The organism is Nostoc sp. (assembly GCF_036916735.1).
Lineage (GTDB): Bacteria > Cyanobacteriota > Cyanobacteriia > Cyanobacteriales > Nostocaceae > Nostoc.
The window spans coordinates 110,768-134,438 of the sequence record NZ_JBALFV010000001.1 but is presented as its reverse complement, the minus strand read 5'-3'; the positions used below and the strand labels follow the sequence as shown (position 1 = coordinate 134,438).

Genomic DNA, 23,671 nt, shown 5'->3' with positions numbered 1-23,671 from the left:
TTTAAAAGATTATGTCTGTTATATATGTGACATATTCGCTAAATGCAAATGATTTTTAAGTCTTGACGTTAATAACCTCAATATGCTTAATTATCACGTTAAAACTCTCTAATTATTAATAAAAATTACTATCAATTGTTAATCTGTGTGAGGTGATGAGTATTTTTAACCATCAGATTTTTATGCAATAATTGAGCCAAAAATAGAAAAATATAGGGGCGCAAGGTTTTATGCTCCGTCAGGTATATATCAGTTGTTTTAAGATTTTGGTTGTGCAGCTTGCCTAACAACTTGTTGTCCAAACCTAACGCTTGAGCTATCTGCTCAATACTGAAACCAAACGCTAACAAGTGCGGTATCACTTCTAACTTACCTTCTTGTTTAGCTTCTTCAAAAACTTCTCGCTTACCTTCTTGTTTAGCTTCTTCAAAAACATCTTGGAAAAACCTAGTTTGCCTCAAGTCATTTAATTCAAACATTTTTCCAATCTCCTCCTGGCTCAATCGCAGCAACTTGTAAATTAATATCGTCTCTATTAAACGCACTGTTAAGCCTTCGCCCACCCTATTGTTTTAGGATTTTGGTTGTATAGCTTGTCTAACAACTTGTTCGTCCAAACCTAACGCTTGAGCTATCTGCTCAATACTCAACCCCAGCGTTAATAACTGGGGTATCGTTTCTAACTTACCTTCTTGTTTACCTTCCGCAAAAACATCTTGGTAAAATCTAGTTTGCTTTAACTCATTTGCTCCAAACATTTTTCCGATCTCCTCCTGTTTTAGGATTTCGGTTGTGCAGCTTGCCTAACAAGTTGTTCGTCCAAACCTAACGCTTGAGCTATCTGCTGAATACTTAAACCCAACCCTAATAACTGGGGTACGGCTTCTAACTTACCTTCTTGTTTACCTTCTTGTCTACCTTCCGCAAAAACATCTTGGTAAAATCTAGTTTGCTTTAACTCATTTGATCCAAACATTTTTCCGATCTCCTCCTGTTTTAGGATTTCGGTTGTGCAGCTTGCCTAACAAGTTGTTCGTCCAAACCTAACGCTTGAGCTATCTGCTGAATACTTAAACCCAACCCTAATAACTGGGGTACGGCTTCTAACTTACCTTCTTGTCTACCTTCTTGTCTACCTTCTTGTTTACCTTCTTGTTTACCTTCCGCAAAAACATCTTGGTAAAATCTAGTTTGCTTTAACTCATTTGCTCCAAACATTTTTCCGATCTCCTCCCGGCTCAATCGCGGTAACTTATAGATTAATATTGTCTCTATCAATTGTATAATTTCCCTAGTAGTAGCGACATCTAGAACTTGCTGTCGGGCACTGTTGACTATTTCTATAGCTCTTGTTGTCGCAGTTAATTCAGGTTCGATGATGAGTTTAACTGTCTCTATGCCGATTGATGATGCTTCGATTGAGCTTAATTCGTCAAGATAGACGCGAGTCACGCGTTGTGAGTTGAGCAATTCTGTATATCTTTCGGTATCTCCAGTATCAACGCTGCGGTTGGGGAAGATGACAACACCACGCCAATTGTTGGTTAATTCGGTTTTGTCAAGATAGTTAAAGATTTCAGTAAATAAACGTGAGTAGAACTTTTTGTCTGGTTGAAATTGCACTTCAGCAAAATAAATGGGCAGTTCTGCTGCATTTGGAAGAAAGACGCCATCGATTCTAAAAGCTAGTTGTTTGACTTCGACTGAAGAAAATTGATAAGCACTAGCTAGTTGGGGTGGTTGGTTAATCAGTTCAAAGAAAGTGCTGGGGATACTCTGAAAAATCCGATAGAAGATGCTGTCTGTTTTCAAGGGGGCTTGCTTTACAGTTGATGAATATATTTTACACTTCGACGATTCCGTGGTGAATATTTAAAGTACACTAAATATTATGTATGTCAATAATTCAATAAAAAATATTTAAATTGTATAAGACGATGATACAAAAAATATTTAAAAAATATTAGATGTTTAAAGCTGACATTAATATTAGCAATTTCCCCCTAGAATTTTAGAAACAAGGTGTTTTATATTTTAGGGATTGGGGACTGGGAAAACTCTTCCTTAACCCCCAGTCACTAATCCTAGTCTCAAACTAAAAAGGGGAATTTTGCCTAAAGGACTCGAAGCCTGCGTAAATCAGTATGGCCCGTGATGAGATGCGATCGCGTGTCTCGATCATTCATGGGTGTTGACAGACTCAATTCCCAATTGGCTAGAGTACGGCAGAGTTATGACCCCCAGCATTACAGATTCAGCAGTGAAGGCTGCAATTGCAGCTGTTGCATCGGAGTCAGCCTCAGCAGAGGAAAAAATCCAAATGCTGATTGAGATAGCACAGGGTTTTCAAAAAAAGCCCAAAGCTGCCCAAGACTTGCGGAATGCAGTTGGTTTATATTACCGGGCATATCAAATGTGTGGTGAGGAGTATCCCCTATTAAAAGCTAGGGCCCAAGTGGGCATGGCGGGGACTTTACAAGCAATACCCGATGCTGACTACCAACTGCTGCTGCAAGCGAAAGCAGGTTATGAAGAAGCCTTGCCGATTTTACAACAATTAGCTTCCCCAGAGGAAGTAGCAGAAACACAGATGAATTTTGGGCTGGTGTTGCAGTCGCTTGTACCGTTCAATTTGGCACGGATAACCGACAGCATCCAGGCTTATCATGAAGCGTTGCGGGTGTTTACTTGGGAAGATTACCCCCAAGAATACGCGATTTTGTATAACAATATTGCGATCGCTTACCTTTCTATGCCCCTAGCATCAGAACGAGAATACTTGCGTCAAGGGTTAGCTGTGCAATCATTTGAGGTAGCACTAAAGCATATTAATTTGATTGACCATCCTAGAGAATATGCGATGTTGCAAAATAATTTGGGTAACGCTTTGCAATATTTAGTGAGTTCCCACCCTGTAGAGAATAATTTAAAGGCGATCGCAGCTTATGACGAAGCCCTAAAAGTGCGTAACGCCAAAGATACACCTGTAGAATACGCTAACACAATTTCTAACAAAGCCAACGCCCTATTCAACTTACCAGACGACCAGGAAAAACCAGAAGCTAGTAATCCTCAAAATCTTTTGCAAGCGCGTATCTACTATCAAGAAGCTTTAGAAATATTTACCAAATACGAACAAATTGGACAAGCAGAGGTAGTAGCCCAAGCCCTACAAGATATAGAAGCAGAAATGAAGAGCTATAAGTTATGAGTTATGAATCTAATTTGCTTCCTAACTCTTCACTTTTTACTTTAATAATCAGGACGAAACAGCATGATAGATATTTTTACCTACCCAAACCTGATAAATTTTATCACAAGTTTAGCAGATGGTGACTTGAACATAGCAACAGAATTTGTGTGGTTAATTATCGCCACAGCCTTGTCTATGATTGGGGGTGCAATTGGCGGAATGCTGTTAGCTGGTAAAGATATAGGCTATCAATTTTCAGCAATGCTTGGTGCATTATTTGCTCCTGCGGGTGTAATTCCCGGTATTTTATTAGGGCTTGCAGTCTTAAATTTATTAGCAAATTACTAGGAGAAAATATGTTAGAGATAGGATGGTTTTCTGCCAAGTTATTTTTTAAAGGAAAGCTACTACGCGACCCAATATATTTTCTGAAACAAACTACTATTGGTATTGCTGTAAGTTTTTTACTACTAGTGTTCCTTGCACAAGCCCCAATTCCCTTTTACTTACCAATAATATTATCTAGTTTAGTAACAGGCATGATTATGCCATTTCTCCTCAAGAATTTCAAAATGAAGTGAATTGTCATTATTCATTATTCATTTGTCCTTTGTTTAGTTGTTTTTCCAATACCCAATGCCCAATCCCCAATGCCCAATGCCCAATGACAAACCTTGAAGAATTAGTTCAGGAAATTAATCGCTTTGAGGCGATTATATCCGAGTGGGATGAAAGCCAAAGGTGTGTAGCAGTAGGTCTGAAAAGAGCAATTGAGGCTTTGCATAAAGCTGCTTTGACTAATTTGATTAAAAGCCTAAAACAAGAATCAATGTCAGCTTTGCGTCATGCTGTTGCTGATGAAGTAGTGTATGCAGTGCTACTGTATCACGAATTAGTTAAACCACCAAAACCACCATTAGCACAGCGTATTCAGACAGCCCTTGAAGAAGTTCGCCCAGGTTTAAAAAGCCATAATGGAGATGTAGAACTAGTGGCTATTAAGCCACCAGATACAGTAGAAGTTAGATTAATCGGAACTTGCAGCAGTTGTCCAGCTTCTACTTTAACTTTATCTCAAGGAGTAGAACAGGCAATCAAAAACCATTGTCCTGAAATTACCAAAATAGTTGCAGTCACTAACAACCCTACTGTTAACAACGCAAATTCTGGTTTAATCAGTCCATTTTCTTCCAAAATAACTTCTACTTGGATCAAAGTAGCGACTATTGAGCAAGTTCCTGAATTTAATGTATTGGTAGTACAACTTGCTGGTACTTCACTAATTTTATATCGTCAAGGTGTTACAGTAACATGTTACCGTAATGCTTGCGCTCATCTAGGATCTCCTTTAGAAAAAGGTAAAGTTGAAAATGGGGTTATTACCTGTCCTTCCCACGGATTCCAGTATAATTTAGAAACAGGTGAATGCTTAACTGTGCCTGATATTTCGCTTCAGTCATATCCAGTGAAGATTAAAGACAATAAAGTTTTTGTGAAACTGCAAAAATGAGGATGCAAAGGTAACATTTCAGCAGATATACTTGACGATTATTCAATCACAGCTACTTTACTTTTTCATTTCAGTAGTTCGCGCATTTATTTTAGTGTCTTGTACAAGCAAAAGGTTTGAATGCTTTCTGAATATCCCTGAATTTATTGTTATTTGTGTAATTCAGGTATTCATTTTAGTGTTTTGAGAAAGCAAAATGACATATTACTTTCTCAAAATGGCATTTGACTTATTCAAACCCCAGTTTGCTTACTCATTTTGGTGTTTTCCGCAAGCAAAAGGTCATTTGACTTATTCAAACCCCAGTTTGCTTACTCATTTTGGTGTTTTCCGCAAGCAAAAGCAGCTTTTACTTACTCATTTTAGTGTTTTCCGTAAGCAAAATTAACTTTTACTTTCTCAAACCCCAGTTTGCTTTCTCATTTCAGTATATCACGCACTCATGCCGAAAATTCCCTATGTAGTAAAAATTACTAAATTTAGCTAGATTTTTTCAAGCTTGATTAAGACGATTAAAGGTTTTAACTTAATTTGAAAAAAGCATAATGCCAAACTGTTACTGTTGTTACACGCTAATCAACATTAATGATTTTAAATAATTATTAGTGTCTATCTGCGGTTCATGGATATTCCAATCAAAATTAATCCAATATCACAATTACCGCTAGAAGTAACAGAAATTTCTCAAGAATTACCTTTATCACCTCAAGGTGCAGAGGTAATTTTAGGCAATATTATTGAACCAGAACAATTAGTAATACCTGTAGCACCCAGTCCCGTAACAATGTTTGGGCCTCGTGGTGCTTGTTTATTATCAGAAACTGGCCCATTATGGGTATCAGATACAGGACATCATCGATTATTAGGATGGCAGAATTTACCCACTAGAGATAGTCAACCTGCTGATTGGGTAATTGGACAACCTGATTTTTATCATGAGGGACAAAATGCTAAAAATACACCAGGAAGGGCAACTTTAAGTGTACCAACAGGGATTTGTGCTTGCGGCGAAGGGTTAGCTGTAGCAGATGCTTGGAATCATCGGGTTTTGATTTGGAAAAACTTACCAGAAGATAACAATGTTCCAGCAGATTTGGTGTTAGGGCAAGTTAATTTTACCGATAATCAACCAAATCAAGGAAATCAAGCAGCATCTGCTAATACAATGCATTGGCCCTATGGTGTTTTTTATCATCAAGGACGACTATTTACTGCTGACACTGGTAATCGAAGAGTATTAATCTGGCATCAGTTACCAATAGAAAATGGTCAACCTGCTGATGTAGTTTTGGGACAACCGGATATGATATCTCGCAATGAAAACGGCGGTGCTTCTGCAACCGCAGCGAGTATGCGTTGGTGTCACGATATCACCTTTTGGGGAGAAAATCTGGTTCTCAGCGATGCAGGTAATCATCGAGTAATGATTTGGCAGGGAATACCAACAGAAAATAATACTCCTTGTGCAGTAGTTTTAGGACAAAAAAACTTTGATTTTGTGGAAATGAATCAAGGAGTTTATTTGCCAAGTGCTAATAGTTTGAGTATGCCTTATGGTGTTGGTGTGGCTGATGATTGGTTAGTAGTTGCAGATACAGCTAATTCTCGTTTGTTAGCATGGAAGAAGCCAGAATCAATTTTATCACTGCAAGGTGCGGCGGCAGATGGGTTAGCAGGACAAATAAATTTTCAAAGTAAAGGTGAAAATCGTAATTTCGGACTGCCAAAACGAGATAGCTTAAATTGGTGTTACGGGATAAAAATTTGTGACAAAACAGCAGTCATAGCTGATTCTGGAAATAATCGAATTTTGCTGTGGCAGTTTAATAATTCGTAATTTGTGAAAGTCAGATTTATATGGCGGCTGAAGAAATTAGAGTTTGTGGTACTGTTCAAGGAGTAGGGTTTCGCCCTACTGTATATCGTCTTGCTAAAGCTTGCGGTTTGCGTGGAGATGTTTGTAATGATGGTCAAGGTGTATTAATTAGGGTATCTGGTAGTGAGGAAGCAATAACCGAATTTGTTGCTAGATTACAAACAGAATGTCCACCATTGGCAAGAATTAATCAACTAACAAGAATTATTTATAAAGGTGAATTTAAATTTGATAATTTTGTGATTTCTACTAGTGTCAGTAATGCCATTAAAACAGAAATTGCTCCTGATGCAGCCACTTGTCCACAGTGTCAACAAGAAATATTCGACCCCTTTAGCCGCTTTTATCGCTATCCCTTTACTAACTGTACTAATTGCGGCCCCCGCCTGAGTATTATTCGTGCAATTCCTTACGACAGATGCAATACCAGTATGTCTGCGTTTGCCATCTGTTCAGAATGTGCAAAGGAATACCACAATATTGAAAATCGGCGTTTTCACGCCCAACCTGTAGCTTGTCATGCTTGCGGCCCTTCAGCTTGGTTAGAACGCGGCGATGGAAAATCGGTTACTGCTTCCATGTTCTCCATGCTAGATGATGTTGATGCTGTTTGTACTTTGTTGCAAAAGGGTGAGATTGTAGCAATTAAGGGCTTAGGTGGTATTCATCTTGCTTGCGATGCAACTCAGGAAACTGCTGTACAAAAACTGCGTCAGCGTAAAAAGCGCTATCATAAACCCTTTGCTTTAATGGCGCGAGATATTGAGGTAATTGAACAATATTGTAGTGTCAATGCTAAAGAAAAGGAATTATTGACAAGTTCTGCTGCACCAATTGTTTTACTACAACCGACAGGTAAAAAAGTAGCACCATCGATAGCATCGGGGCAAAAGACCCTTGGTTTCATGCTACCTTATACGCCCTTACATCATTTAATTTTGCGGCGGATGAATCGCCCAATTGTTTTAACAAGTGGCAATCTTGCCGATGAACCACAATGTATTGATAATGACAAAGCAAGAGAAAAATTAGGGACAATCGCTGATTATTTTCTCTTTCACAATCGAGAGATTATTAATCGGGTAGATGATTCTGTTGTGCGTGTTATCGGCGATAAAGCCCAAATAATTCGCCGTGCCAGAGGATATGCACCAGCACCAATTAGTTTACCACTAGGATTTGACAATGTAGCGCAAATTTTAGCAATGGGTAGTGAGTTAAAAAATACCTTTTGCCTGTTGCGTGAAGGAGAAGCCATTCTCTCTCAACATCTGGGAGATTTAGAAAATGCTGCGGCTTTCAATGCTTACGAAGAAACTTTGAATTTATACTTAAATTTATTTGAACATAAACCAGAAGTAATCGCCATTGATAAACATCCCGAATACCTGTCTAGCAAACTGGGTAAAGAACTCGCAGATACAAATCAAATCAAAATTCATCAAATCCAACATCATCACGCCCATATCGCCGCTTGTATGGCAGAAAATGGGATTCCATTAAATTCGCCTCCGGTATTAGGTATCGCTTTAGATGGTTTAGGTTACGGTGATGATAGTACACTTTGGGGCGGAGAATTTCTTTTAGCAGATTACCGGAAATTTCAGCGAATAGCAACATTTAAACCAGTAGCAATGATTGGTGGTGAACAAGCAATTTATCAGCCTTGGCGTAATACCTATGCCCAATTAATTACTACTAATATTTGGGATGATTACCAACAAGAGTATGCTGATTTAGAAATATTTAAATTTTTGAAAAAAAAGCCACTAAAACTACTCAATCAACTTATAGAGAAAGAGATTAACTCTCCTTTAGCCTCTTCCGTGGGGCGATTGTTCGATGCAGTGGCTGCGGCTATCGGTATTTATAGAGATGAATGTAGCTATGAAGGACAAGCTGCGATCGCAATGGAAGCTATAGTAGATGTTAGTAGCTTAAATAATCATAAAGAAACGCTAATCTATCCTTTTAGTTTTGGCTTTTCAGATAGTATTTACTGTATAGACCCGCGTCCAATGTGGCAAGCCTTGCTCAACGACTTACAGCAGCAAATTCCACAACCAGTTATGGCTGCCAAATTCCACAAAGGTTTAGCTAACGCAATTGTGCAAATGGTGAAACATCTTTCTCAAGAAAATCTGATTTCTCACGTAGCGCTAACAGGAGGAGTATTTCAAAATTGTATATTGTTAGAGCAAGTTACCAAAGGATTACAAACATTGGGTATAAAAGTACTTACTCACAGCTTAGTTCCAGCTAATGACGGCGGATTATCTTTAGGACAAGCAGTTATTGCAGCTGCACAATTAATACATGAGTGTTAATATCTGGCAACCATTTTCTCACAAATAATTCTCTTTGTGTTGCGCCAGTTGCTTTAAGTCGGGGAACCCGCCCAACGCACTGGCTTCTCTGTGCCTCTGTGATTAATTTATCTTAAAAAATAAAAATGTGTTTAGGAATTCCCGGACAAATTATAGAAATTACCAACGTTAACCATAAATTAGCCATAGTTAACATTGGTGGTGTTAAGCGCGAAGTAAATATTGCTTGTATCGTAGATGAAAAACATCCCCCTGAAGCTTGTATTGGCGATTGGGTATTAGTACATGTTGGCTTTGCCATGAATCGAATTAATGAACAAGAAGCGGCAGAAACATTACAACTATTGCAAGAACTAGCAGCAGCACAAGCAGGAATTAGTACTTAAATAATAGACCGTTTTTGCTTCACGCAGAGGCTCGGAGAAAAAGTCTAAAATTTCTTTCTTCCTTCGCGCCCTACCCTGCGGGAAGCCACTTCGTGTCTATGCGTCCTTTGCGGTTCGTAAAAAAACTCCCTACCACAAAAGCGAAATTAACAGATATTTAAAACTCACTACTCCTCACTCCCCATGAAATATGTTGACGAATTCCGCGAAATAGAAAAAGCTGAAGCCATACACCGTGAAATTGCCAAATTATGCAACCAGCTAGAAAAACCCATCAAAATCATGGAAGTATGCGGCGGACATACCCATTCCATATTTAAATACGGTATCGAAGAAATTTTACCCCAAACCATTGAACTAATTCATGGCCCTGGTTGTCCAGTATGCGTTATGCCAAAAGGCAGGTTAGATGATGCGATCGCAATCTCCCAAAATCATAACGTCATTTTTGCCACCTTTGGCGACGCAATGCGAGTTCCTGGTTCCAAAACGAGTTTACTACAAGCCAGGGCACAAGGTGCAGACATCCGTATGGTGTATTCTCCTCTAGATAGCCTGCAAATTGCCAAAGATAACCCCGACAAAGAAGTAGTTTTCTTCGCATTAGGCTTTGAAACTACAGCCCCCAGCACCGCCTTTACCATTCTGCAAGCAGCAGCCGAAAAAATTCATAACTTTAGTATGTTTAGCAATCACGTTCTCGTGATTCCCGCCCTCAAAGCACTATTAGATAATCCCGACTTACAGCTAGATGGATTTGTTGGGCCCGGCCATGTCAGCATGGTAATTGGTACTGACCCTTATCAATTTATTTCCCAACAATATAATAAACCAATAGTTGTCTCAGGATTTGAACCCTTAGATATTCTCCAATCAATTTGGATGCTATTGCAACAGCTAGTAGAAAATCGTTGTGAAGTTGAAAATCAATATAACCGAATTGTTCAAACAAGCGGAAACACAATAGCCTTGCAAGCCATAAATAAAGTTTTTGCAGTACGAGATAGTTTTGATTGGCGTGGCTTAGGTGACATTCCCTATTCAGGATTACAAATTAAACCCGAATATGCCCAATTTGATGCCGAACTTAAATTTACCATTCCTAACCTCAAAGTAGCCGACCATAAAGCTTGTAAATGTGGAGAAATTCTCAAAGGAGTATTAAAGCCTTGGGAGTGCAAAGTATTCGGTACAGCTTGCACGCCAGAAACACCCATTGGTACTTGTATGGTATCTTCTGAAGGCGCTTGTGCAGCCTATTACAAATATGGGCGACTCTCCACCATTGCCAAAAGAACAATCACCCAAAAACCAAAAATCACTCAAGAACCTCTCCCCGCCTGCGGCTTCTCCTCAGACTAAATACTCTGTATCTCTTTGCGTTTAAAAAAAACTTTAATATGAATATTCCCCTCACAAACTCAATACAAAATCCCCTATTCCAAAAAATAGAACAAGTTCGCCGTCGCCAAGTTAAAGTGCAAGACACTCATATAACTCTCGCACATGGTAGCGGTGGTAAAGCCATGCGTGATTTAATAGACGATATCTTTCTCAGTAATTTTGATAACCCAATTCTCTCACAACTAGAAGACCAAGCCAGCTTTAACTTAGCCCCTCTTCTCCAACAAGGAGACAGACTTGCATTTACAACAGATTCATACGTTGTAGATCCGTTATTTTTTCCCGGAAGTGATATAGGAGAATTAGCTATAAACGGTACAGTTAATGATTTAGCTGTTAGTGGTGCTAAACCTTTATATTTAACTTGTAGCGTAATTTTAGAAGAAGGATTACCTGTAGAAACCTTACGGTGTGTCGTAACCAGTATGAAAGTAGCTGCAAAAGAAGCTGGTATTCAAATTGTCACTGGTGACACAAAAGTTGTACATCGAGGTGCTGCCGATAAACTCTTTATTAATACTGCTGGTATTGGTATCATCCCGCGAGGAGTTAGTATTTCCGCCCACAATATTAAACCTGGAGATATAATAATAATTAATGGTGAAATAGGCAATCATGGTACAGCAATTTTAATTGCCCGTGGGGAACTAGCCTTAAACACTAATATTGAAAGTGACTGTCAGTCGTTGCATAGTTTAGTACAAAATATTCTCCATGTATGTCCCCAAGTTCATGCTATGCGAGATGCTACACGCGGTGGTTTAGCTACAGTACTAAATGAATTTGCCCTCAGTTCTAATGTAGGAATCCGTCTGTTTGAAGAATCTATTCCAGTCCGGGAAGAAGTGAATGGAGTTTGCGAAATTCTCGGTTTAGATCCGTTATATTTAGCTAATGAAGGTAAGTTAATTGTGGTGGTAGCAGCTAAATACGCAGAAACTGTTTTATCAGCTATGCAATCCCACCCAGCAGGTAAAGATGCTTGTATTATTGGCGAAGTTATTCCTTCACCTCCAGGTATTGTATTGTTAAAAACAGTTTTTGGTGCTGAAAGGATTGTTGATATGTTAGTAGGCGACCAATTGCCACGAATTTGTTAATAGATTTTATAGTATGCATGAACTTGGAATTACCCAAAATATTGTGGCAATTGTAGCTGAACAGGCTAAAGGCGCAAAAGTGCAGCGAGTTTTATTAGAAATTGGCAAACTTTCAGCCATTATGCCCGATGCAATCCGATTTTGTTTTGATATTTGCACTCAAGGCACAGTTTTAGCAGGGGCGACATTAGAAATTTTAGAAATTCCTGGATTAGGGCGATGTCGCCAATGCGGTGCAGAAATTTATTTAGATAAACCATTTGGTATCTGTAACTGCGGTAGCGTGCAATTAGATTTAATTACTGGTGAAGAACTGAAAATTAAAGAAATAGAAATAGAGGAATTATGTGTGTAACCTGCGGTTGTTCTGATGATGGCGAAACTAAAATTAACAATCTAGAAACAGGTGAAGCTGAACATAACCATCATCATCATACTCACACTTTAGCAGATGGTACTGTCATCACTCATTCCCACAGTCATGACACTCATATAGAAGCGTCTCAAGTTCATGCCAAAATACATAATACAACGATATCCTTAGAACAGGATATTTTAGCAAAGAATAACTTGATAGCTGCCCAAAATCGGGGATGGTTTAAAGGTCGAAATATTCTCGCCTTAAATTTAATGAGTTCTCCTGGTGCTGGTAAAACAACTCTTTTAACGCGAACAATCAATGATTTAAAGTATCAATTATCTATTAGTGTCATTGAAGGCGACCAAGAAACCGCTAATGATGCTAAAAGAATTAAAGAAACAGGTTCTCAAGTCATTCAAATAAACACCGGAACAGGCTGTCATTTAGATGCATCAATGATAGACAGGGGTTTACAACAACTGAATCCGCCACTGAATTCAGTTGTGATGATTGAAAATGTCGGAAATTTGGTTTGTCCAGCCTTATTTGATTTAGGAGAAAATGCAAAAGTCGTGATTCTCTCCGTCACAGAGGGAGAAGATAAGCCAATAAAATACCCGCACATGTTCCGTGCTAGTGACATCATGATTCTTACGAAAATCGATTTGCTACCTTATGTGCAATTTGATGTTCAAAAGTGCATAGAATATGCTAAAGAAGTAAATCCAAAAATTCAGATTTTTCAGGTTTCCGCAACTACTGGAGCTGGGTTAAAGAATTGGTATAAATGTCTAACTGTATCGTCATAGCAAAAACTCTGCGCCTTTCTATGCTTAACTGCGAAAAACGTAAATAATTATAGTGAATTCTATTCTAGAATAGTGGTATTTTAAGAAGTTACAACTTTGATATAAATTGCAACACCCTGCACTTGAGGAGTACAGGGTGGAAGACAGCTATATTTTGTGTGATTCCCAGTTTCTATTTACCTCAAAGCCAATCTCGATAAGCTGATATTTCATTTACGCTAATTTCAAATGGCATCCCCTTGCCAAATGGTGGATAAACGCGAATTTTACCATTGCTAGCAAACCTCTCTAACCTATTACCCAACTGGGCAATATTGCTGACTATATGCCAGTAAGATACTAAGTCAGGGCAGTCAATAATTAATGTTAGGATGCTAGCATTTGTTGTAACATACCATTGACAATTAGATAACAATACTCGCGTAATGCGATCGCAGGCTTGATAAAAGCATCTGCCAGTAGACTGCTCTAGCTCCATTTGCAGCATTCCATCCTGTTTCGTTACCTCAGATGGAGGTAAATCATCGGGAGGAAGCATGTATAGTTTAGAAGACATAATTTCGCACCTCTTGGTTGTAGCGCGTCAAACTCTCTAAGTTTTTTTGCATATCCGAAGAAGAAGGTTTGAGTGCTAACGTACCTAAATTTAATTCGTCCTGAAATTTCTTGATTTTGTCTCGACAAGTCTCCACATCACCAATAATTGAATTTTCAATCAAATAATCTTCGTCGAAACAAATGTTAGTGCGATCAAATGGTTTTTGGTTGGGATTGGCACTATTTTGCAATAGTTCAGCCGAATTAGCTTTCATTTTCTGGCTAAATTGGCGGATGAAAGGTAATGCCTCACTCACAGCCTCATCAAATGTTTTGCCAACATAAAAAAAGCGTGCCAGCACGAAATTTTCTGCACCACTATAATTTAAGGCTCGATATTTAGCAACAGTATCCTTCAATCTCTGTAAAGAAAATGGTGGCCCACCCATCAAGCTGAAGGAATGTTTAGCAGCAAACTCAATACCATCATCACCGCCAGTGGCAACATACACTGGTATTTGACTCTGCAATGGTTTTGGATAAATTGTCAAGCGATCGCATTGAAAATATTGCCCCTTAAATGATACATCAGTTTCATATAAGAGCTTGTGAATCAGTGCGATCGCCTCTAGCATCTTGGGACGGGATTCACTTGGGAGTGTCGCAAAATGCTTATTTTGTTGGGGAAAGGGGCCGCCTTTGGCAACCCCAAATAATAATCGTCCATTGCACAGGTTATCCAGAGTGGCGATATCTTCCGCTACCCGAATCGGGTTATGGAATGGCAGTAACACCGCCGCAGTACCTAATTGGATAGTTGAAGTCAGCCCTGCCAAGTGTGCCATTAACAGCAACATGGAGGGGCTGAGATTGGATTCACTAAAATGATGCTCACTCACCCAGGCTTCTTCAAAACCTAAACTTTCTGCCTGTTTTACTAGCGCGATTTGCTCAAAGATGGCACGATGAGCATCTTGGTGATGATTATCGTAATTGCAGAAAATTCCAGTTTTCATTACTTGCGTTAATACTTTGTGCTGGCTATTCTAGTAGTCGATAGGTTCGTAGTAAACACAAAGCGTGCTTAAATATTTGTAGTAAGCTAATCCGCCTATATATTGCACAAACTCCGTATAAACTGTCATTAGTCATTAGTCCTTTGAAGCACAAATGACTAATGACAAAGGACAACCCTCACTAGTTAATGTGCAATTTTAATGCGTAACAGCTTAAGCACAAAGCATGCTTAAATATTTGAGGACTAAAGTCCCTACTACAAACACCTTTACTCCTCTCCATTAATTCAATCCAAGACTAATTTGCAACCCACTGCAACTCCAACCATAGACGTGGGTTATTGTGTTTGATCTGCGACATCGGATCGCGCAATAATCGCTTGGCGTTCATGCAGACTACCTGCACTAGACCCATATTGTCTGCGACTTCTCTGAGTATTTCTTTGTGGGCTTGCACACAGGAAATCATTTCGTCAGAGCAATAAATTCCTATATATTGCAAGCGTCTAGCAGGTCGTCCCCAAAAACAGGTGATGACTTTCACATAACACCCGTCTAGTAATTCTCCAACGTTTGGGTAGTAGTCGTTGAGGACTTTTGTGAATTCTTTGGCTAAGATATCTTCAGCAATCATTGGAACTGATGTTTCTGTAGCGTCCATCACGCTATTTAATATAACATAATTTTATCAATAAAATATGACAAAATATCTTATTAGGTTTAAATAAAATATTAAATATTACAAAAAAAGAGGCATACATTGTTTAGTATTACCTCCAATTTGCTTAATCATCTTTATTTTGAACTGAAATAATGAATTCAAATAAAATGCATTTAACAAGTACATCTTAATATTGAATTCTAAATTTTGTCTTTTTAGTTATTATCGAGCATTACGTTCACAAACTAAGACTTCTGCTACGATATCCGGTACATTTACAAAGTCTGTAAATCCTCCAGAACCACGGATTGGTGATATAAATGTATAGTTTGGATCGCACACTCCAGTGTCATATACTTGAATAAACCATCTATCTGGAAATCCTTCTACACCTAATTCCACAGTGTACCAACTCTCGCCAATCAAACGAGAGTTAAAGATTTTAAACCATTCCCGATTCTCTTCTGAAATATTCCAATCTGCCATGAGCAGTTCTAAAGCTATTTGCCCTGCATCCGTTGAAGTTAACAGCATTTTTACTCCTTATTTGCAGCTTCAGTGTTTGCAACTTCAGGATTGGAAGCTTCCGGGTATAAACCCAATTCTTTAGCTAGCTCACGCGCTACAAAAAATAAGAACTTAGCACCGTCTTGATTGCCTTCATGGGCAAACATAGTTGCTACTTGTAACATTGTTTCTACAAACCCAGAATCAATCAATTCTGGTTTACTTTCCAAAACTTCTGGTTCTTGACCATTAGGGCATTTCAGTAGCTCATCAATCAGATTAAAATACAGTTGTTGGCGTTGTTCTGACATAGTAAGCTTCTTGATTTTAGTGAGTTATGAATTAGTTACTGTTCGATACTGTGCTGCCACAGCCTTTCCAACATTTCAACTTGTTCTTTTAAAACAGCCGCACGATGAACAAGGTATCTGTCATAAAAAAGAATCCCTAATCCAACACAAATAGGGGTTAACAAGAAGAACCATTGCAGGATCGTGGCAAATTTATATTGTTCAGCAACAGTCAGCATTTGATGAATCACATTACGGTCAGAAGATTGGATGCTAGTCTGAGGGGAATGTGTACCCTCTGTCCGGGGAGCCAAAATAGGAGTATCTTTACTAGTCTTGTTGACTTCGCAGGCTAAATTCTGGGATTTTACTAACTCTAAATGCCGCTCCCAAACTATGCCAAATACTACTACTCCTGGAGAAAGCACTACTAAGGTAACTACGCAAACTGTGAGAAAATTTAAAAGTTTGGCTTTCATCTTGGCTCTCCCTTGCTAGGTGGTATGCACTCAGCAAGAAAATATCTTTTGCTGTTTATTTTAAGTAGTTATATATTTCTACTTATGAAACAGTTTTGATATTAAAAATGTGTAAACGGTAATTTTTACAATTGTTAGTTGTCAGTTATTTTTATAATTATTACTGACTACTGACCAATGAAAATTTACTAAGCTTTTCACAAAACGTAGGATTAATCAATCAGAAATAACACGCTCATATTCAGAATATCTGATTTCATCCTCATCTCAAAAGAGAGATTAAGAAGTCCCCCCTAGTTCACTCAGCTTTCGCTCAGGAATGTTGGGGGGTAGAGGGGAATCTCTGCGTAAATCCTATATGATTTATATCAGCCGCTCTCCACAAAACAGCTTACCCTAGTCCCGTTAAGATTATTAAATTCATTATAATAGTACTCAAAGCTTGTAATTCACGCCTGATCAGCCTTATAAAAATTTATTGGGGTATGGGTGCTAGTGTTTTTTAGATGAGGTTCTAGTATTTACGAGGTGGGGTTCTGGTATTTATGCACTCAACCTTAAAGCAGTCTAGGTAATGGTTAAAGACTGTTTTTAATGCAAATTCACGCAAACAAAAATTGCACTCAAAAGAAAATATCAATATCTTTTGATAAAGATAGAATAATAATTTGGAAAAAACAATTAAATGTTTGGAAAGTAGATTATATTTATATAAAAAATAGAAAATATTGAAAACGATGGTAAAATTTATACATATATACAGAATTATGCTCAAGAAGCAATAGTTAGCAACTATAAATGGTAAAATACAAGTATGGCAAGCTAGGCGTCTGTTGAAGTGAAAATCAAGGGTAACATCTGATAAAAGTTCTTCCCAAACTTTCATATTTTGTGGTTTAGTTAGAATACATAGTATATGCACTCATTGACACTAAACTGCAAATTAAATACACAAAAGCTTATTGTTATAAGTAAATACTCTGTACTAAGATTTGGAATTTTAGGAGTTAAATAATGCGGATTGCTCAAGATGTAACAGAACTGATTGGACGAACTCCTTTAGTTCAACTGAATAAGATTCCTCAAGCTGAGGGAGTAGTAGCAAGGATAGTTGTCAAATTAGAAGGGATGAACCCAGCAGCTTCGGTGAAAGACCGCATTGGGTTAAGTATGGTACTCTCAGCAGAAGCTGCTGGTTCAATTTTCCCTGGAAAGACGATTTTAGTTGAGCCTACTTCTGGTAATACAGGAATTGCTTTAGCGATGGTAGCAGCAGCGCGTGGCTACCGTTTGATTTTGACAATGCCAGAGACGATGAGCCAAGAACGACGGGCTATGCTCAGGGCTTATGGTGCTTCTTTGGAGTTGACACCAGGTACTGAGGGAATGCGGGGAGCTATTCGCAAAGCTGAAGAAATTGTGGCTAATACTCCTGATGCTTTTATGCTGCAACAGTTCCGCAACCCTGCTAATCCCAAAGTTCACCAAGAAACCACCGCACAAGAAATTTGGACAGATACCGATGGGGAAGTCGATATCGTTATTGCTGGGGTAGGTACTGGTGGGACAATTACTGGGGTTGCAGAAATACTCAAACAGCGCAAGCCGACTTTCAAAGCGATCGCAGTTGAACCCAGCAACAGCCCAGTTCTCTCCGGTGGTGAAGCCGGGCCACACAAAATTCAAGGTATTGGTGCCGGATTTATTCCCGATGTTCTCCGCCTAGAATTGGTTGATGAAGTAATTAGAGTCAGCGATGAACAAGCGATCGCTTATGGGCGACGTTTGGCAAAAGAAGAAGGCTTATTGTCTGGGATATCCTCTGGTGCAGCTTTGTGTGCTGCAATTCAAGTAGGTAAACGAAAAGAAAATGCCGGACGTTTAATCGTGATGATTCAACCTTCCTTTGGTGAACGTTACCTCAGCACACCTATGTTTCAAGATTTGTCTTTAGAAACTGCTGGGGTGCGTTAAGGAGACAAGGAGAGAAGTCTGAGCGGAGGCTTCCACCGGAAAGCGCAGCCCGCCGCAGGCATCAGAACTTCGGAGGGACAAGGGAGTAATAACCTCCCTGTCTCTCTGATGTGGCTCTAGCGTTTCATTAATTAAAAATAAGAACCCCAAAGAGCCAAAGTTACGCTTTGTATCCCCTCCCCACAAGCGAGGAGGGGTGAGGTGTTAGGGACTTTTGCAAGGAATCTAATGACTACAACTGCCTTGCTTTTGATGTTGCTGACCATGATGGTTACAGCCACCTTCGTTATGGTGTTTATGACCACCATCGTTACCGTGGGCGCAATTTTGCAAATCCTGATTCATCAGGTTTTCGCTCATTTCTCGCAAAGACTCATCCGCAGGCTTTAAGCCAATCCAAGCATCAATCTTTTCTACATCGAATCCTACCTCGCGGCGATTGTCTATTTCTAACAAAGGACGGCGAATTAAAAGTGGCTCTCTCAACATCAACTGCAAAGCGGTTTCTGCATCAATTTTTTCAGGAACCACTTCACCAGATTTTATCTTTGGGGAGGAACGATTAAACCATTCAGCTACGGGGCGATCGCCAAAAAATGAACGCAATCGCTCAACTGTCCAAGGTTCTGTTAGCAGGTTGTATGCTATCACCTCATGACCAGCAGCTGTGAGCAAAACTTTTTGCTTAGTACCACCTTGACAGCCTGGTTTGCTATAGAAAATTACTCTTGCCATTTAACTACCTCCTAATTACTCAATTGTTTGTAGTTGGCGCTTTGATTTAATGCTAAAGCACCAATTACGAACCTATGAAATTAATGCTGACGATTCCTAATTAAAAATTCCTAGCCTTATCGGTAACTGAGTCAAACTCAAATCTCTCTTTCGGATCAGTTTCGCCGTAAACATTAAAAGTCACAGTTGGTTCATCACCGACTGCTTCTACACTGTGAATTGCATCGGGAACAAAGCTGATAATATCCCCTGGAAATAAAGTTACCTCTCCCGTCTGCTCAATTTTGTCCTGAGATTCTGGGCTATGGGTGCGTCGCCAAAAAGTATTTTTTTCCTGACCTTTTAACACCGCCACGATTCCCCATGTCCCATGATTATGAATGGTTGAACGGGTTCCCGGTGCAAATGTTACTGTTTGCACTGTCAACGGAAAACCCAATTCATCGTATAGGAGTGAAACAGAGGTTCCCGTTTTGGGCGAAGGCTCTAAATACTGACTTTGTACCCAGTAAGAATTTACTATCAAGCGCCTTACGAGCATCTGAAGTTCTGGTAGACGACTGGCTTGATCGTCAACGCTATTGAGAACATCTTCCACCTCAGTTAAAAACCGATAAAGGCGGTAATTTTCTCTCAATAAATCCCATGCTCTCACAGATTTACAGGCTTGATACTGACCGTCCCCCGTTAGCAGCCAATCCTTACCTTTCATAACTTTTAGATTGATAGCTTATAAGATTGGAGGACAAGGATTGGAGAGACATTAGGAAGACTGCCTACATCAAGTTTAGTAGGTACGTTAATAGGGGGAATGATAGAGTTGCTATTAGTACCTGCTCCCAAGAGGGAGTAAGAGGAATACGATGTAGTAGATAACCAATTGTTCATGATTGTTCACCTTGATTCTTGACTAATTAATCATCTTCTTTTGCTGGACGTGTCAAAATATCTAAAAGAATTCCGGCTCCGAAATCATTCTTCTCGTCTATTTCTTTGACTTTAGTGCTGATTTCTTTTGCTTGCTCAATTTTACCTAAATTTGCTAGGACTAATCCAGAAGCGGCATAAGCATTTAAGTACAATCGAATTTGTGGGTCTTCTTTGCGATTGACTAATATAGGCTTAAGTTGCTCCCAGTCATCAGGAAGTTTCTCTCGTTCTTTAATTTTATCTAATAATTTGACTGTTGTTTGCAAAGCAAGAGAATAATTATTTTTATAATAGAAAAATCTATATGCTGCTACCAAGACATCTGTATTTTCACCAGTTTTGGCTAAAGCTTGTTGAATATAGTTTTCCGATTCTGATGTATTCTCCCAGTTCTGTGCAGCTAGAATTAATAAATTTTTGATGTCCTCTGGAACCTGGAACCATGAGAATTTGTTTGCATCAAGTTGCATAATAATCTCTTTGAGAGTTAGGAGTGAGGAGTTAGAAATTCTTAAGTTCTAACTCCTAACTTTTGTTAAAACAAAGTAAGAACGTACACTAGGGTAAACAGAACAATCCAGATAATGTCTACGAAGTGCCAGTAAATTTCTGTCATTTCGATGAAAGTATGATTGGTTGCAGAATATTCACCAGAAAGACGCGATCGCCACAATGCACGTAATATCAATAACAGTCCCACAAAAACGTGCAAACCGTGGAACCCTGTCATGATATAAAAGCAGTTGGCGAAGACGTTGGTAGTCAGTCCGTATCCCAAAGTTGAATACTCATAAACTTGACCACCTAAAAAAATTGCCCCCATGATTGCGGTAATTGCGTACCACAGTTGCATTCCCTTGACGTTATTCTTTTTAATCGCCGTATCACCGAAGTGAATGACGAAACTACTAGACACCAGAATAATGGTGTTAATCGTCGGCACGAGTAATTCTACTTCACTTCCTTCTGGAGGCCAAACGGCTGTACTGCTCCGAAAAAACAAATAGGTGGCAAAAAATCCCCCAAACATTAGGGATTCAGAAGCGAGGAACGTCAACAATCCCCAAACTCTTAAATCTGGATGTTCTTCGTGTCCTACACTGTGATCTTCGCTTGTGTTTGTAGCTATAGTCATAGATTTTTTGACAATATTATCTGCTGCGTCTGTTGTGGAAGCTTGAATGAAGAATGAAGTCTGAAGCGGCAAAATTTTCATTCTTCATCCAAAATCCTTGTTTAATTCAACTCTTTACTTGTTCAAGAATTCTCAAAATTCCGAGTTTCGAGTTCTGATACCATTTCTTTGTGAGGCTGCGCCAAATTTTCTTTCTTCCTTTGTGACGGCAGTTGCTCATGGGGGAAACCCCCAAGACTGCGCTGCCTCTCCTTTGCGCCCTTTGCGGTTCGTTCCTTATATAATTTGGCGCATCTTTATACAGAATTGGTATGAGGCTGAAGTTTCGAGTTCCGAACTCGGCCTTTCGAGTTCTGAGGCTGAAGTTCCGAGTTCTGAACTGGGCCTTTCGAGTTCTAAGGCTGAAGTTCCGAGTTCTGAACTGGGCCTTTCGAGTTCTGAGGCTGAAGTTCCGAGTTCCGAACTCGGCCTTTCGAGTTCTAAGGCTGAAGTTCCGAGTTCCGAACTCGGCCTTTCGAGTTCTAAGGCTGAAGTTTCAAATTCTCAAATCAAATTACTAGAAATTGTAGTCAACTTAAGAGCGATCGCATTACTCACTCTACTACCTAAGCACTAGCTTCCGGTGTTGCAGATGGCTCTATTTCAAGCCTGTTCTCATGACCATAGTCATAAGGCCCATGAGTCACAACCGGCAATACTTCCCAGTTTTCAATTGCAGGTGGCGAGCTAGTTGTCCATTCTAAAGTCAAAGCTTGCCAAGGATTATCACCAGCCAAAGGCCCTTTCAGCCAACTGTAGATTATGTTGATGGTGAAAGGAATTACCGATATCGCCAAAACAAATGAACCAAAGGTACAAATTTGATTAAGGTCGATAAATTGGGGGTCATACATTGCCACTCGTCGCGGCATTCCTTGCAAACCCAACTCGTGCATCGGTAAAAAGGTAAGATTAGTACCGATGAAAGTTAGGGCAAAGTGAATACGTGCCAAGCTTTCATTCAGCATTCGTCCGGTCATTTTGGGGAACCAGTGATAAATGCCGGCGTAGATGCCAAACACGGAACCGCCAAACAGAACGTAATGGAAATGTCCTACTACATAATATGTGTCGTGGACGTGAACATCAAAGGGGGCTGTTCCCATCGTCACACCGCTTAAGCCACCCATGACAAACATGGACAACAAGCCAATGGCGAAAAGCATTGCACCTGTGAAACGGATTTTACCACCCCAAAGGGTAGCAACCCAGGCAAAAATCTTCACGCCAGTGGGAACTGCAACTATAAGAGTGGAGATAGTGAAGAACATCCGCATCCAACCGGGTGTACCACTGGTGAACATGTGGTGTACCCAGACGAACAAACCAACAACGCAGATGGCTACACTAGAATAAGCGATCGCTTTATAACCAAAGATTGGCTTACGGGAGTGAACTGGAATTACCTCCGACATGATGCCGAAGATGGGCAGAATCATTAAATATACTGCCGGGTGAGAATAAAACCAGAACAAGTGTTGATAAATTACAACGTTACCGCCTGCATCTGGTTTAAAGAAGGAAGTACCAAAGTTGAGGTCAAATAACAGTAGAACTAAACCGGCTGCTAATACAGGTGTGGAGAGAAGCGCCAGCAGAGAGGTTGCCAAGATTGCCCAACAAAATAAAGGCACTTGCACCCATTTCATGCTAGGAACCTTCATCATCAAAATGGTGATCACAAAGTTCAGTGAACCCAAAATTGAAGAAGTTCCCACTAAGACGATCGCAAGTATCCACATACTTTGAGCAATTGGTGCTGTCACCAAACTCAAGGGTGGGTAAGCTGTCCAACCAGATTGCGAACCGCCAAAAATGAAACTACCTAATATCAGCGCACCTGCTGGTGGATTTAACCAAAAGGCGATCGCGTTCAGCTTCGGGAAAGCCATATCCCTAGCACCGACCATCAACGGCACTAAATAGTTACCAAATCCCCCAATGGCGCTAGGGACAATCCACAGGAAGATCATGATCGTCCCGTGATTGGTCATGAAAGCGTTATACAGATTGGGGTCGAGTACGTCTGCATCTGGTGTTGCTAATTCGACACGCAGAGCAACAGCCATCAGCCCACCGATGAGATAGAACACAAACGCTGTCACGAGGTATTGGATACCAATAACCTTGTGGTCAACATTAAATGTAAAATAATCTTGCCATTTCCACGCCTTCGGATGGGAGGTGTGGCCAGCCACCATTTTCGGTTTATTTTCTTCTGGTGGAGTATTCCGGGGAAATTCTACCTGCGTCATATTTTTTACCACTATGCGGAGTTCAGGGTCAAACGTCCAAAGTAATTAAATCTGACTCTTGTAAAGACGCGTGACTCTTGTAAAGACGCGATTAATGAGCCAGCGCGTTGCGGGGGTTCCCCCCGTTGTAGCGACTGGCGTCGCGTC

General features: G+C 39.8%; 28 protein-coding genes. 13 read left to right on the top strand and 15 right to left on the bottom strand.

The features are described 5' to 3' along the window. Positions 1-131: 131 nt before the first annotated feature. The 4 genes from V7L20_RS00640 to V7L20_RS00625 all read right to left on the bottom strand — a co-directional run bounded on the left by V7L20_RS00640 (position 132) and on the right by V7L20_RS00625 (position 1,812). A complete protein-coding gene (locus V7L20_RS00640; RefSeq protein ID WP_334742198.1) occupies positions 132-479 on the bottom strand; it encodes a hypothetical protein in 348 nt (115 codons plus the stop codon). 93 nt (positions 480-572) lie between these two features. After that, the gene (locus tag V7L20_RS00635; protein ID WP_334742197.1) at positions 573-758 is read right to left on the bottom strand and encodes a hypothetical protein; all 186 of its coding nucleotides are present in this window, start codon (positions 756-758) and stop codon (positions 573-575) included. Positions 759-778: 20 nt separating this feature from the next. Next, positions 779-976, bottom strand: a complete 198-nt coding sequence (locus tag V7L20_RS00630) for a hypothetical protein (protein WP_334742196.1) — start codon at positions 974-976, stop codon at positions 779-781. 20 nt (positions 977-996) lie between these two features. After that, complete coding sequence (locus tag V7L20_RS00625) at positions 997-1,812, bottom strand: Rpn family recombination-promoting nuclease/putative transposase (RefSeq protein WP_334742195.1); 816 nt, start codon at positions 1,810-1,812, stop codon at positions 997-999. A 421-nt stretch (positions 1,813-2,233) separates the two neighbouring features. Here V7L20_RS00625 and V7L20_RS00620 point away from each other — a divergent pair, with 421 nt between their 5' ends. The 11 genes from V7L20_RS00620 (at position 2,234) to hypB (ending at position 12,966) form a co-directional block, all read left to right on the top strand. Beyond that, the gene (locus V7L20_RS00620) at positions 2,234-3,211 is read left to right on the top strand and encodes a hypothetical protein (protein WP_334742265.1); all 978 of its coding nucleotides are present in this window, start codon (positions 2,234-2,236) and stop codon (positions 3,209-3,211) included. Positions 3,212-3,274: 63 nt separating this feature from the next. Continuing rightward, positions 3,275-3,541 (top strand): hypothetical protein, encoded by a 267-nt coding sequence (locus tag V7L20_RS00615; RefSeq protein WP_334742194.1) that lies wholly within the window; start codon positions 3,275-3,277, stop codon positions 3,539-3,541. 8 nt (positions 3,542-3,549) lie between these two features. Then, positions 3,550-3,774, top strand: a complete 225-nt coding sequence (locus V7L20_RS00610; RefSeq protein WP_334742193.1) for a hypothetical protein — start codon at positions 3,550-3,552, stop codon at positions 3,772-3,774. An 83-nt stretch (positions 3,775-3,857) separates the two neighbouring features. Next, the gene (locus V7L20_RS00605; RefSeq protein ID WP_334742192.1) at positions 3,858-4,703 is read left to right on the top strand and encodes a NifU family protein; all 846 of its coding nucleotides are present in this window, start codon (positions 3,858-3,860) and stop codon (positions 4,701-4,703) included. A gap of 622 nt (positions 4,704-5,325) precedes the next feature. Continuing rightward, a complete protein-coding gene (locus V7L20_RS00600; RefSeq protein WP_334742191.1) occupies positions 5,326-6,540 on the top strand; it encodes a hypothetical protein in 1,215 nt (404 codons plus the stop codon). 20 nt (positions 6,541-6,560) lie between these two features. Further along, positions 6,561-8,906 (top strand): carbamoyltransferase HypF, encoded by a 2,346-nt coding sequence (gene hypF / locus V7L20_RS00595; protein WP_334742190.1) that lies wholly within the window; start codon positions 6,561-6,563, stop codon positions 8,904-8,906. Positions 8,907-9,031: 125 nt separating this feature from the next. After that, positions 9,032-9,292: a HypC/HybG/HupF family hydrogenase formation chaperone gene (locus tag V7L20_RS00590; protein WP_334742189.1), complete on the top strand. Its 261-nt coding sequence runs from the start codon at positions 9,032-9,034 to the stop codon at positions 9,290-9,292. A gap of 183 nt (positions 9,293-9,475) precedes the next feature. Next, entirely contained in the window at positions 9,476-10,654 is a 1,179-nt protein-coding gene (gene hypD / locus V7L20_RS00585) for a hydrogenase formation protein HypD (protein WP_334742188.1), read from the top strand. Between the two features lie 38 nt (positions 10,655-10,692). Continuing rightward, positions 10,693-11,796 carry a hydrogenase expression/formation protein HypE gene (gene hypE / locus V7L20_RS00580; RefSeq protein ID WP_334742187.1) on the top strand — a complete coding sequence of 368 codons (1,104 nt, stop codon included), beginning with the start codon at positions 10,693-10,695 and terminating at the stop codon, positions 11,794-11,796. Between the two features lie 13 nt (positions 11,797-11,809). Then, complete coding sequence (gene hypA / locus V7L20_RS00575) at positions 11,810-12,151, top strand: hydrogenase maturation nickel metallochaperone HypA (protein WP_334742186.1); 342 nt, start codon at positions 11,810-11,812, stop codon at positions 12,149-12,151. After that, complete coding sequence (gene hypB / locus V7L20_RS00570) at positions 12,142-12,966, top strand: hydrogenase nickel incorporation protein HypB (protein WP_334742185.1); 825 nt, start codon at positions 12,142-12,144, stop codon at positions 12,964-12,966. Before hypA ends, hypB begins: the two co-directional genes overlap by 10 nt. Before the next feature lie 181 nt (positions 12,967-13,147). Here the strand turns inward: hypB and V7L20_RS00565 are convergent, their stop codons facing one another. The 6 genes from V7L20_RS00565 to V7L20_RS00540 all read right to left on the bottom strand — a co-directional run bounded on the left by V7L20_RS00565 (position 13,148) and on the right by V7L20_RS00540 (position 16,456). After that, complete coding sequence (locus V7L20_RS00565) at positions 13,148-13,522, bottom strand: hypothetical protein (protein WP_334742184.1); 375 nt, start codon at positions 13,520-13,522, stop codon at positions 13,148-13,150. Beyond that, the gene (locus tag V7L20_RS00560; protein ID WP_334742183.1) at positions 13,512-14,519 is read right to left on the bottom strand and encodes an LLM class flavin-dependent oxidoreductase; all 1,008 of its coding nucleotides are present in this window, start codon (positions 14,517-14,519) and stop codon (positions 13,512-13,514) included. The genes V7L20_RS00565 and V7L20_RS00560 overlap by 11 nt, the downstream gene beginning before the upstream one ends. A 298-nt stretch (positions 14,520-14,817) precedes the next feature. Then, a complete protein-coding gene (locus tag V7L20_RS00555) occupies positions 14,818-15,180 on the bottom strand; it encodes a hypothetical protein (protein WP_334742182.1) in 363 nt (120 codons plus the stop codon). Between the two features lie 222 nt (positions 15,181-15,402). Then, the gene (locus V7L20_RS00550; RefSeq protein ID WP_334742181.1) at positions 15,403-15,714 is read right to left on the bottom strand and encodes a hypothetical protein; all 312 of its coding nucleotides are present in this window, start codon (positions 15,712-15,714) and stop codon (positions 15,403-15,405) included. A gap of 2 nt (positions 15,715-15,716) precedes the next feature. Then, complete coding sequence (locus V7L20_RS00545; protein ID WP_334742180.1) at positions 15,717-15,998, bottom strand: hypothetical protein; 282 nt, start codon at positions 15,996-15,998, stop codon at positions 15,717-15,719. 35 nt (positions 15,999-16,033) lie between these two features. Next, positions 16,034-16,456: a hypothetical protein gene (locus V7L20_RS00540; RefSeq protein ID WP_334742179.1), complete on the bottom strand. Its 423-nt coding sequence runs from the start codon at positions 16,454-16,456 to the stop codon at positions 16,034-16,036. 1,014 nt (positions 16,457-17,470) lie between these two features. On the opposite strand from V7L20_RS00540, the gene cysK reads away from it, so the two are divergent. Beyond that, a complete protein-coding gene (gene cysK, locus V7L20_RS00535; protein WP_334742178.1) occupies positions 17,471-18,430 on the top strand; it encodes a cysteine synthase A in 960 nt (319 codons plus the stop codon). Between the two features lie 225 nt (positions 18,431-18,655). On the opposite strand, the gene V7L20_RS00530 is transcribed toward cysK, so the two are convergent. The 4 genes from V7L20_RS00530 to V7L20_RS00515 all read right to left on the bottom strand — a co-directional run bounded on the left by V7L20_RS00530 (position 18,656) and on the right by V7L20_RS00515 (position 21,230). After that, the gene (locus V7L20_RS00530; RefSeq protein ID WP_334742177.1) at positions 18,656-19,165 is read right to left on the bottom strand and encodes an ArsC/Spx/MgsR family protein; all 510 of its coding nucleotides are present in this window, start codon (positions 19,163-19,165) and stop codon (positions 18,656-18,658) included. Positions 19,166-19,265: 100 nt separating this feature from the next. Continuing rightward, complete coding sequence (locus V7L20_RS00525; protein ID WP_334742176.1) at positions 19,266-19,877, bottom strand: cupin; 612 nt, start codon at positions 19,875-19,877, stop codon at positions 19,266-19,268. A gap of 202 nt (positions 19,878-20,079) precedes the next feature. Beyond that, on the bottom strand, positions 20,080-20,565 hold the full coding sequence (locus V7L20_RS00520) for a hypothetical protein (protein WP_334742175.1): 486 nt from the start codon (positions 20,563-20,565) through the stop codon (positions 20,080-20,082). A gap of 65 nt (positions 20,566-20,630) precedes the next feature. Continuing rightward, positions 20,631-21,230: a cytochrome c oxidase subunit 3 gene (locus tag V7L20_RS00515; RefSeq protein ID WP_334742264.1), complete on the bottom strand. Its 600-nt coding sequence runs from the start codon at positions 21,228-21,230 to the stop codon at positions 20,631-20,633. A gap of 118 nt (positions 21,231-21,348) precedes the next feature. Between V7L20_RS00515 and V7L20_RS00510 the strand changes: the two genes are divergently transcribed. Then, the gene (locus V7L20_RS00510; RefSeq protein ID WP_334742174.1) at positions 21,349-21,846 is read left to right on the top strand and encodes a hypothetical protein; all 498 of its coding nucleotides are present in this window, start codon (positions 21,349-21,351) and stop codon (positions 21,844-21,846) included. Here the strand turns inward: V7L20_RS00510 and ctaD are convergent. Further along, positions 21,836-23,524 carry a cytochrome c oxidase subunit I gene (gene ctaD, locus V7L20_RS00505; RefSeq protein WP_334742173.1) on the bottom strand — a complete coding sequence of 563 codons (1,689 nt, stop codon included), beginning with the start codon at positions 23,522-23,524 and terminating at the stop codon, positions 21,836-21,838. The genes V7L20_RS00510 and ctaD overlap by 11 nt on opposite strands. Positions 23,525-23,671 lie beyond the last annotated feature (147 nt).

Bases quoted from the DNA above. Each gene is read 5' to 3' on its own strand.
- V7L20_RS00640 (WP_334742198.1), bottom strand. From the start codon at position 479: ATGTTTGAATTAAATGACTTGAGGCAAACTAGGTTTTTCCAAGATGTT.
- V7L20_RS00635 (WP_334742197.1), bottom strand. From the start codon at position 758: ATGTTTGGAGCAAATGAGTTAAAGCAAACTAGATTTTACCAAGATGTT.
- V7L20_RS00630 (WP_334742196.1), bottom strand. From the start codon at position 976: ATGTTTGGATCAAATGAGTTAAAGCAAACTAGATTTTACCAAGATGTT.
- V7L20_RS00620 (WP_334742265.1), top strand. From the start codon at position 2,234: ATGACCCCCAGCATTACAGATTCAGCAGTGAAGGCTGCAATTGCAGCT.
- V7L20_RS00615 (WP_334742194.1), top strand. From the start codon at position 3,275: ATGATAGATATTTTTACCTACCCAAACCTGATAAATTTTATCACAAGT.
- V7L20_RS00610 (WP_334742193.1), top strand. From the start codon at position 3,550: ATGTTAGAGATAGGATGGTTTTCTGCCAAGTTATTTTTTAAAGGAAAG.
- V7L20_RS00605 (WP_334742192.1), top strand. From the start codon at position 3,858: ATGACAAACCTTGAAGAATTAGTTCAGGAAATTAATCGCTTTGAGGCG.
- V7L20_RS00600 (WP_334742191.1), top strand. From the start codon at position 5,326: ATGGATATTCCAATCAAAATTAATCCAATATCACAATTACCGCTAGAA.
- hypF (WP_334742190.1), top strand. From the start codon at position 6,561: ATGGCGGCTGAAGAAATTAGAGTTTGTGGTACTGTTCAAGGAGTAGGG.
- V7L20_RS00590 (WP_334742189.1), top strand. From the start codon at position 9,032: ATGTGTTTAGGAATTCCCGGACAAATTATAGAAATTACCAACGTTAAC.
- hypD (WP_334742188.1), top strand. From the start codon at position 9,476: ATGAAATATGTTGACGAATTCCGCGAAATAGAAAAAGCTGAAGCCATA.
- hypE (WP_334742187.1), top strand. From the start codon at position 10,693: ATGAATATTCCCCTCACAAACTCAATACAAAATCCCCTATTCCAAAAA.
- hypA (WP_334742186.1), top strand. From the start codon at position 11,810: ATGCATGAACTTGGAATTACCCAAAATATTGTGGCAATTGTAGCTGAA.
- hypB (WP_334742185.1), top strand. From the start codon at position 12,142: ATGTGTGTAACCTGCGGTTGTTCTGATGATGGCGAAACTAAAATTAAC.
- V7L20_RS00565 (WP_334742184.1), bottom strand. From the start codon at position 13,522: ATGTCTTCTAAACTATACATGCTTCCTCCCGATGATTTACCTCCATCT.
- V7L20_RS00560 (WP_334742183.1), bottom strand. From the start codon at position 14,519: ATGAAAACTGGAATTTTCTGCAATTACGATAATCATCACCAAGATGCT.
- V7L20_RS00555 (WP_334742182.1), bottom strand. From the start codon at position 15,180: ATGGACGCTACAGAAACATCAGTTCCAATGATTGCTGAAGATATCTTA.
- V7L20_RS00550 (WP_334742181.1), bottom strand. From the start codon at position 15,714: ATGCTGTTAACTTCAACGGATGCAGGGCAAATAGCTTTAGAACTGCTC.
- V7L20_RS00545 (WP_334742180.1), bottom strand. From the start codon at position 15,998: ATGTCAGAACAACGCCAACAACTGTATTTTAATCTGATTGATGAGCTA.
- V7L20_RS00540 (WP_334742179.1), bottom strand. From the start codon at position 16,456: ATGAAAGCCAAACTTTTAAATTTTCTCACAGTTTGCGTAGTTACCTTA.
- cysK (WP_334742178.1), top strand. From the start codon at position 17,471: ATGCGGATTGCTCAAGATGTAACAGAACTGATTGGACGAACTCCTTTA.
- V7L20_RS00530 (WP_334742177.1), bottom strand. From the start codon at position 19,165: ATGGCAAGAGTAATTTTCTATAGCAAACCAGGCTGTCAAGGTGGTACT.
- V7L20_RS00525 (WP_334742176.1), bottom strand. From the start codon at position 19,877: ATGAAAGGTAAGGATTGGCTGCTAACGGGGGACGGTCAGTATCAAGCC.
- V7L20_RS00520 (WP_334742175.1), bottom strand. From the start codon at position 20,565: ATGCAACTTGATGCAAACAAATTCTCATGGTTCCAGGTTCCAGAGGAC.
- V7L20_RS00515 (WP_334742264.1), bottom strand. From the start codon at position 21,230: ATGACTATAGCTACAAACACAAGCGAAGATCACAGTGTAGGACACGAA.
- ctaD (WP_334742173.1), bottom strand. From the start codon at position 23,524: ATGACGCAGGTAGAATTTCCCCGGAATACTCCACCAGAAGAAAATAAA.